The following is a 7,389-nucleotide window of genomic DNA, read 5'->3' as shown; positions in this document are numbered from 1 at the left end:
GCGCTCCCGGCCGGCACCGGCATCCGCCGCAGGCTGGACGAGGCGTGCACGGCAGCGGGCGTCGCCACCCGGATCGCATTCGAGGCGAGTACGCCCGTCGAGCTCGCCGACCTGGCCGCACGCGGGCTCGGGGTCGCGATCGTGCCGCAGTCGGTGTCCCGGTCCCGCGACGACGTGCACCCGGTGGCGATCACGCCGCAGCTGCGCGGCCGCCTGGTGCTGGCATGGCGGGCCGGTGGTCCGATGAGCCCGGCGGCCCGCGTCCTGGTCGGCATGGCCCGGGAGCGCGTGCGTGTCGGGGGCGGTGCCTAGAGTTAGGCGGGTGAGCCCCGCCCGTACCGCCACCGACAAGAAGAAGGCCGCCGCCGCGACGGACGACAGGCCGACGTTGATGCTGCTGGACGGCAATTCGCTGGCGTACCGGGCCTTCTACGCGCTGCCCGCCGAGAACTTCAAGACCCAGGGCGGCCTGACCACCAACGCCGTCTACGGGTTCACCGCCATGCTGATCAACCTGCTGCGCGACGAGAGCCCGTCCCATGTCGCGGCCGCGTTCGACGTGTCGCGGCAGACCTTCCGCGTCGAGAAGTATCCGGAGTACAAGGCCGGTCGCTCGTCGACGCCCGACGAGTTCCGCGGTCAGATCGACATCGCCAAGGAGGTGCTCGTCGCGCTCGGCATCGCCGTGCTGGCCGAGCCGGGGTTCGAGGCGGACGACATCATCGCCACCCTGGCCACCCAGGCCGAGGCGGAGGGGCACCGGGTGCTGGTGGTCACGGGTGACCGCGACGCACTGCAACTCGTCAGTGACAACGTCACCGTGCTGTACCCGCGCAAGGGGGTCAGCGAGCTCACCCGGTTCACCCCGGAGGCCGTGCAGGAGAAGTACGGCCTGACCCCCGCGCAGTATCCGGACTTCGCCGCATTGCGGGGGGACCCCAGCGACAACCTGCCGGGCATCCCGGGCGTGGGGGAGAAGACGGCCACCAAGTGGATCGCCGAATACGGATCGCTGCAGGCGCTGGTCGACCAGGTGGACACGGTCAAGGGCAAGGTCGGCGACGCCCTGCGGGCCAACCTGTCCAGCGTGGTGCTCAACCGTGAGCTGACCGACCTGGTCAAGGACGTGCCGCTGGCCCACACCCCGGACACCCTGCGGATGCAGCCGTGGGACCGCGACCAGATCCACCGGCTCTTCGACGACCTCGAGTTCCGGGTACTGCGCGACCGGCTGTTCGAGACCCTCGCCTCGGTCGACCCCGAGGTCGAGCACGGGTTCGACTACAACGGTCGTGCCCTGGAACCCGGTGAGCTGGCGGCCTGGCTGTCCGAGCACAGCCTGGGCAACCGCTTCGGCCTCGCCGTCGTCGGCACCCATCTGGCTTACGACGCGGACGCGACCGCGCTGGCCATCGTCGCGGCCGACGGGGAGGGCCGCTACATCGACACCGCGACACTCGATCCCGAGGACGAGGCGGCCCTGGCGTCCTGGCTCGCCGACCCGGGGCCGCCGAAGGCGCTGCACGAGGCCAAGCTGGCGATGCACGACCTGGCCGGGCGCGGCTGGACGCTGCGGGGCGTCACCTCCGACACCGCGCTGGCGGCCTACCTGGTGCGCCCGGGACAGCGCAGCTTCTCCCTCGACGATCTGTCACTGCGGTACCTTCGCCGTGAGCTGCGGGCGGAAAACCCAGAGCAGCAACAACTCTCGCTGCTCGACGATTCCGACGGCGTCGATGACCAGGCCGTCCAGACGGTGATCCTGCGCGCGGTCGCGGTGCTCGACCTCGCGGACGCGCTCGACGAGGAACTGGCCCGCATCGACTCCTCGTCGCTGCTCGGCCGGATGGAGCTGCCGGTGCAGCGGGTGCTGGCCGACCTCGAGCACGCCGGTATCGCGGTCGACCTCGACCAGTTGCAGCAGCTGCAGAGCGAATTCGCCGACCAGATCCGCGATGCCGCGGAGGCGGCGTACGAGGTGATCGGCAAGCAGATCAATCTCGGCTCGCCCAAACAGCTGCAGACGGTGCTGTTCGACGAGCTGGAGATGCCGAAGACGAAACGCACCAAGACCGGATACACCACCGACGCCGACGCACTGCAGTCGCTGTTCGACAAGACCGGGCATCCGTTCCTGCAGCACCTGCTGACCCACCGCGACGCGACGCGGCTGAAGGTCACCGTCGACGGGCTGCTGAACTCGGTGGCCTCCGACGGGCGGATCCACACCACGTTCAACCAGACCATCGCCGCGACCGGCCGGCTGTCGTCGACGGAGCCGAACCTGCAGAACATCCCGATCCGCACGGAGGCCGGCCGGCGGATCCGCGACGCCTTCGTCGTCGGCGAGGGCTACGCGGAGCTGATGACGGCCGACTACAGCCAGATCGAGATGCGCATCATGGCGCATCTGTCCAAGGACGACGGCCTGATCGAGGCGTTCCGCACCGGCGAGGACCTGCACTCCTTCGTCGCATCCCGGGCGTTCTCGGTGCCCATCGACGAGGTCACCGCCGAACTGCGGCGGCGGGTCAAGGCGATGTCCTACGGCCTTGCCTACGGGCTGAGCGCCTACGGTCTGGCCGCTCAGCTCAAGATCTCGACCGAGGAGGCGAAGGTCCAGATGGACCAGTACTTCTCGCGGTTCGGCGGGGTGCGCGACTACTTGCAGTCCGTCGTCGATCAGGCCCGCAAGGTCGGCTACACCGAGACGGTGTTCGGCCGTCGCCGCTACCTGCCCGAACTCGACAGCAGCAACCGCAACGTCCGTGAGGCGGCGGAGCGGGCGGCGCTCAACGCCCCGATTCAGGGCAGCGCCGCAGACATCATCAAGGTCGCGATGATCGACACCGCGGCGGCGCTGGAGGAAGCCGGGCTGTCGTCGCGGATGTTGCTGCAGGTGCACGACGAGCTGCTGTTCGAGGTGGCGCCGGGCGAGCGCGACGCCGTGGAAAAGCTGGTGCGCGAGAAGATGGGCAGCGCCTATCCGCTCGACGTCCCGCTCGAGGTCTCGGTCGGATACGGCCGCAGTTGGGACGCCGCCGCGCACTAGGCGACGGGCAGCTGCTCAGCGGCGGGGCCTGCCGCCCATCGCCCGGTAGCCCGCCATCGTGTGCAGCACCGGTGCGCCCGCCCGCGTGGCGCCGACCCAGTAGGCCTCCTCGTTCTGCAGCGCGAACACCCGCGGATCGCCGAAGCCCCGGTCGATGCGGTCGCGCACGAACGCCAGCTCGACGACCTGTGCGGCGAAGTCCTTGACCGCCTTGCCCGCGGCGCGGCCACCGAGCCGGGACGCCTCGGTGACCGCGGACTTGCGGGCGCCGATCGACCCCAGCCAGGTCGCCTCGTTCGGTGTGACGAGTCCGGCCGCCAGCATGCCGGGCAGTTTCGCCGCGACGATCTGCTGCTCCCTGCGCCGGCTCGTCACCCCGAGCGCGATCGCCAGCGCGAAGATCGGCACCATCCACAGCAGGTAGACCGCGAAGTAGAACTGCCAGCTCAGCAGCGAGGAGCCGTTCCACAGGGCGTGCATGAACACCGCGGCGCCGTAGCCGAGCAGGATGCAGCCGAACTTGGCGCCCGCGCCGCGCCGGTGCAGCGCGTAGTACACGCCGATCCCGAACATCGTGGTGAACAGCGAGTGCGCGAACGGCGCCATCACCAGCCGCATCGCGGCCGTGGCCAGCGAGTCACCCAACGATTCGCCGGCCGAGATGTAGAGGATGTCCTCCAGCCAGGTGAAGCCGGCGGCGACGATGCCCGCGTACACCAGGCAGTCGGTCAGCGAGTTCAGCTCGTTGCGCCGTCTGCCGGTCATCATGAGCAGCAGGAACGCGCCCTTGGCCGCCTCTTCGACCAGCGGTGCGCCCAACCATGTCGACACCGCGCTGGTCCCGTCCCCGCCGGGGTCGAGCACCGCCTCGAAGATCGCTCCCAGCACCAGCGACAACACCACCGCGATCGAGGCGCCCCAGAGGAACGCGAAGATCAGCAGCCGCAGCGGCTCGGGCTCCCAGCGGTCGAGCCACAGGTAGGCCAGCACCACGACCGCGATGGCGACGGTCGACATGACGAAACCGATCGCGGCGCCGACGGGGTTGAGCGCGGTCATGCCGATCACGAGCAGCCCGACCACGGTGCCGAGCAGGATGATCACGCCGATCGGCACACCGACTTTGCGGATCCGTTTCGGCAGACCGTGGTAATACGGTGGCCGGTGGTTTGCGGGCGCCCCAGGATGCACGTCAGCAGCGTAGCCAGATGTTCAGTGAACGGCCGCAGGCCAGACCCGGGTTTGTCCTGCGTGCGCCTAGTCGAGTAGCCTCGATAGGCACCTGTGTGCACTATCGCGGGTGCAGCACGTCCTCAACTCACAGTCCCTACTACCTAAGCTGTCCGGAGCAACCCAACAATATGCCAAGTCCCGTCGCCACCTCGCCGCAAGTAGCCGTCAACGATATCGGCTCGGCCGAGGATTTTCTCGCCGCCATCGACAAGACCATCAAATACTTCAACGATGGCGACATCGTCGAAGGGACGATCGTCAAGGTCGATCGCGACGAAGTCTTGCTCGACATCGGGTACAAGACCGAAGGTGTCATTCCTTCCCGCGAACTCTCCATCAAGCACGACGTCGACCCCAATGAGGTTGTGTCCGTCGGCGATGAGGTGGAGGCCCTGGTCCTCACCAAGGAGGACAAAGAAGGCCGCCTGATCCTGTCCAAGAAGCGCGCTCAGTACGAGCGCGCCTGGGGCACGATCGAGGAGCTCAAGGAGAAGGACGAGGCCGTCAAGGGCACCGTCATCGAGGTCGTCAAGGGCGGCCTGATCCTCGACATCGGTCTGCGCGGCTTCCTGCCCGCGTCGCTGGTGGAGATGCGTCGTGTCCGCGATCTGCAGCCGTACATCGGCAAGGAGATCGAGGCCAAGATCATCGAGCTCGACAAGAACCGCAACAACGTGGTGCTGTCCCGCCGCGCGTGGCTCGAGCAGACGCAGTCCGAGGTCCGCAGCGAGTTCCTCAACCAGCTGCAGAAGGGCGCCATCCGCAAGGGTGTCGTGTCGTCGATCGTCAACTTCGGCGCCTTCGTCGACCTCGGCGGCGTCGACGGCCTGGTGCACGTCTCCGAGCTGTCCTGGAAGCACATCGACCACCCGTCCGAGGTCGTCACGGTGGGCGACGAGGTCACCGTCGAGGTGCTCGACGTCGACATGGACCGCGAGCGGGTTTCGCTGTCGCTCAAGGCCACTCAGGAAGATCCGTGGCGCCACTTCGCCCGTACCCACGCGATCGGTCAGATCGTGCCGGGCAAGGTCACCAAGCTGGTGCCGTTCGGTGCGTTCGTCCGCGTCGAGGAGGGCATCGAGGGCCTGGTGCACATCTCAGAGCTGTCCGAGCGTCACGTCGAGGTCCCGGACCAGGTGGTCCAGGTCGGCGACGACGCGATGGTCAAGGTCATCGACATCGACCTGGAGCGTCGCCGGATCTCGCTGAGCCTCAAGCAGGCCAACGAGGACTACACCGACGAGTTCGACCCGTCGAAGTACGGCATGGCCGACAGCTACGACGACCAGGGCAACTACATCTTCCCCGAGGGCTTCGACTCCGAGACCAACGAATGGCTCGAGGGTTTCGAGAAGCAGCGTGAGGAGTGGGAGTCCCGCTACGCCGAGGCGGAGCGCAGGCACAAGATGCACACCGCGCAGATGGAGAAGTTCGCCGCTGCCGAGGCCGAGGAGGCCGCACGGCCCGCATCGGCCAACGGTTCGTCGCGTTCCGAGGGTGAGTCGGCCGGCGGTTCGCTCGCCAGCGACGCCCAGCTCGCGGCGCTTCGGGAGAAGCTCGCAGGCAACGCCTGATATAGCTGCCTGATCTGACAGACCTGTCAGAACGGCTGACGCCCCGGCTCATTCGAGCCGGGGCGTCGGTCGTCTCCGGGGCTGAATTGCTCCGGTCGCTTCGCTTGAGTTCGCGGGGTCCTGACAGACTGTCCCCGTGCTGCGAATCGGACTGACCGGCGGAATCGGTGCGGGAAAGTCGACGGTGTCGTCGACGTTCGACGAACTGGGCGGGATCGTCGTCGACGGCGACGTGATCGCGCGTGAGGTGGTCGAGCCAGGAACCGAGGGCCTGGCCGCGCTGGTCGAGGCGTTCGGCGACGGGATCCTGCGGCCCGACGGTGCGCTCGACCGCCCGGCACTTGCGGCGGTCGCCTTCAGCGACGACGAGAAGCGCAAGACCCTCAACGGGATCGTGCACCCGCTGGTCGGCAGACGACGCGAGGAACTCATCGCCGCCGCCCCCGCCGATGCGGTGATCATCGAGGACATCCCGCTGCTCGTCGAGTCGCAGATGGCGCCGATGTTCCCGCTGGTGATCATCGTGCACGCTGACGAGGACCTGCGGGTGGCCCGGCTGATCGAACACCGCGGATTCACCGAGGCCGACGCGCGGGCCAGGATCGCCGCCCAGGCGACGGAGGAACAGCGCCGCGCCGTCGCCGATGTATGGCTGGACAACTCCGGCACCGCCGACGACCTCGTCGCCCGCGCGCGGGACCTGTGGCACAACCGGATTGTCCCGTTCGCGGCCAATGTCGACGCCGGACGCAGCGCGACGGCGCAGCCGCGGCTGGTGCCCGCCGACCCGGGCTGGCCGGACCAGGCGGGTCGCATCCTGGCCCGGTTGGCCACCGCCTGCGGGCACCGCGCCGTGCGCATCGACCACATCGGCTCGACGGCGGTACCTGGCCTGGACGCCAAGGACGTCATCGACGTGCAGGTGACCGTCCCGTCGTTGGACGTCGCCGACGAGTTGCACGACGCACTGCTGGCGGCGGGTTATCCGCGGATCGCCGCCATCTCCGAGGACACCCCGCACACCGACGATGCGTCCCTGTGGCAGAAGCGGGTTCACGCATCCGCCGACCCCGGCCGGCCGACCAATGTGCACCTGCGTGTCGACGGCCGGCCCAACCAGCGGTTCGCGCTGCTGTTCCGGGACTGGCTGCGGGCGGACGAGTCGGCGCGCGACGAGTACCTCGCACTCAAACGCCGGGTGGTGGCCGCAGCGCCGGCGAACACCGCGGACTACGCGGACGCCAAGGAGCCGTGGTTCGTCGACGCCTACCGACGTGCCTGCGCGTGGGCCGACGACACGGGCTGGCGGCCTTAGGCGGCTTTGGCGATCCCGATGGCGATGTGGAGTTCGACGTGGCTGTCATAGATCTCGACGGTGCCCGGGGGTGGTGGTGCGGTGGAGTGGTAGCTGGCGCCGGTGGGGGTGGTGAACGTTGCGCCGTGGATGCGGTCGCGTTCGGTGGTGGTGACCTGCCAGCCGTCGGCTTCTTTGAAGTAGTTGCAGGCCGCGCATTCGCCGAGGCCGTTGAA

At 68.5% G+C, this 7,389-nt stretch carries 5 protein-coding genes and 1 pseudogene; 4 read left to right on the top strand and 2 right to left on the bottom strand.

Annotated features, from left to right (window positions below):
- Together Q2100_RS27655 and polA are read left to right on the top strand one after the other, a co-directional pair.
- Nucleotides 1-312 (top strand): LysR substrate-binding domain-containing protein (locus Q2100_RS27655; protein ID WP_302916616.1); only part of this gene is annotated, 312 nt, incomplete at its 5' end.
- Between the two features lie 10 nt (nucleotides 313-322).
- Nucleotides 323-3,052 carry a DNA polymerase I gene (gene polA / locus Q2100_RS27650; protein WP_302916615.1) on the top strand — a complete coding sequence of 910 codons (2,730 nt, stop codon included), beginning with the start codon at nucleotides 323-325 and terminating at the stop codon, nucleotides 3,050-3,052.
- 15 nt (nucleotides 3,053-3,067) lie between these two features.
- Here the strand turns inward: polA and Q2100_RS27645 are convergent, their stop codons facing one another.
- Nucleotides 3,068-4,243 carry a PrsW family intramembrane metalloprotease gene (locus Q2100_RS27645; RefSeq protein WP_302916614.1) on the bottom strand — a complete coding sequence of 392 codons (1,176 nt, stop codon included), beginning with the start codon at nucleotides 4,241-4,243 and terminating at the stop codon, nucleotides 3,068-3,070.
- Nucleotides 4,244-4,413: 170 nt separating this feature from the next.
- Here Q2100_RS27645 and rpsA point away from each other — a divergent pair, with 170 nt between their 5' ends.
- A complete protein-coding gene (rpsA, locus tag Q2100_RS27640) occupies nucleotides 4,414-5,859 on the top strand; it encodes a 30S ribosomal protein S1 (protein WP_264015247.1) in 1,446 nt (481 codons plus the stop codon).
- Nucleotides 5,860-5,995: 136 nt separating this feature from the next.
- Nucleotides 5,996-7,174: a dephospho-CoA kinase gene (gene coaE / locus Q2100_RS27635; protein WP_302916613.1), complete on the top strand. Its 1,179-nt coding sequence runs from the start codon at nucleotides 5,996-5,998 to the stop codon at nucleotides 7,172-7,174.
- On the opposite strand, the pseudogene Q2100_RS27630 reads toward coaE, so the two are convergent.
- Nucleotides 7,171-7,389: pseudogene (locus Q2100_RS27630) on the bottom strand (HNH endonuclease); the annotation flags it as partial. The gene coaE and the pseudogene Q2100_RS27630 overlap by 4 nt on opposite strands.

It is taken from the genome of Mycolicibacterium arseniciresistens (assembly GCF_030519285.1).
Taxonomy (GTDB): Bacteria; Actinomycetota; Actinomycetes; order Mycobacteriales; family Mycobacteriaceae; genus Mycobacterium; species Mycobacterium arseniciresistens.
Note: the sequence above shows the minus strand (reverse complement) of the source record. Positions and strands in the feature narration are given on the sequence as shown.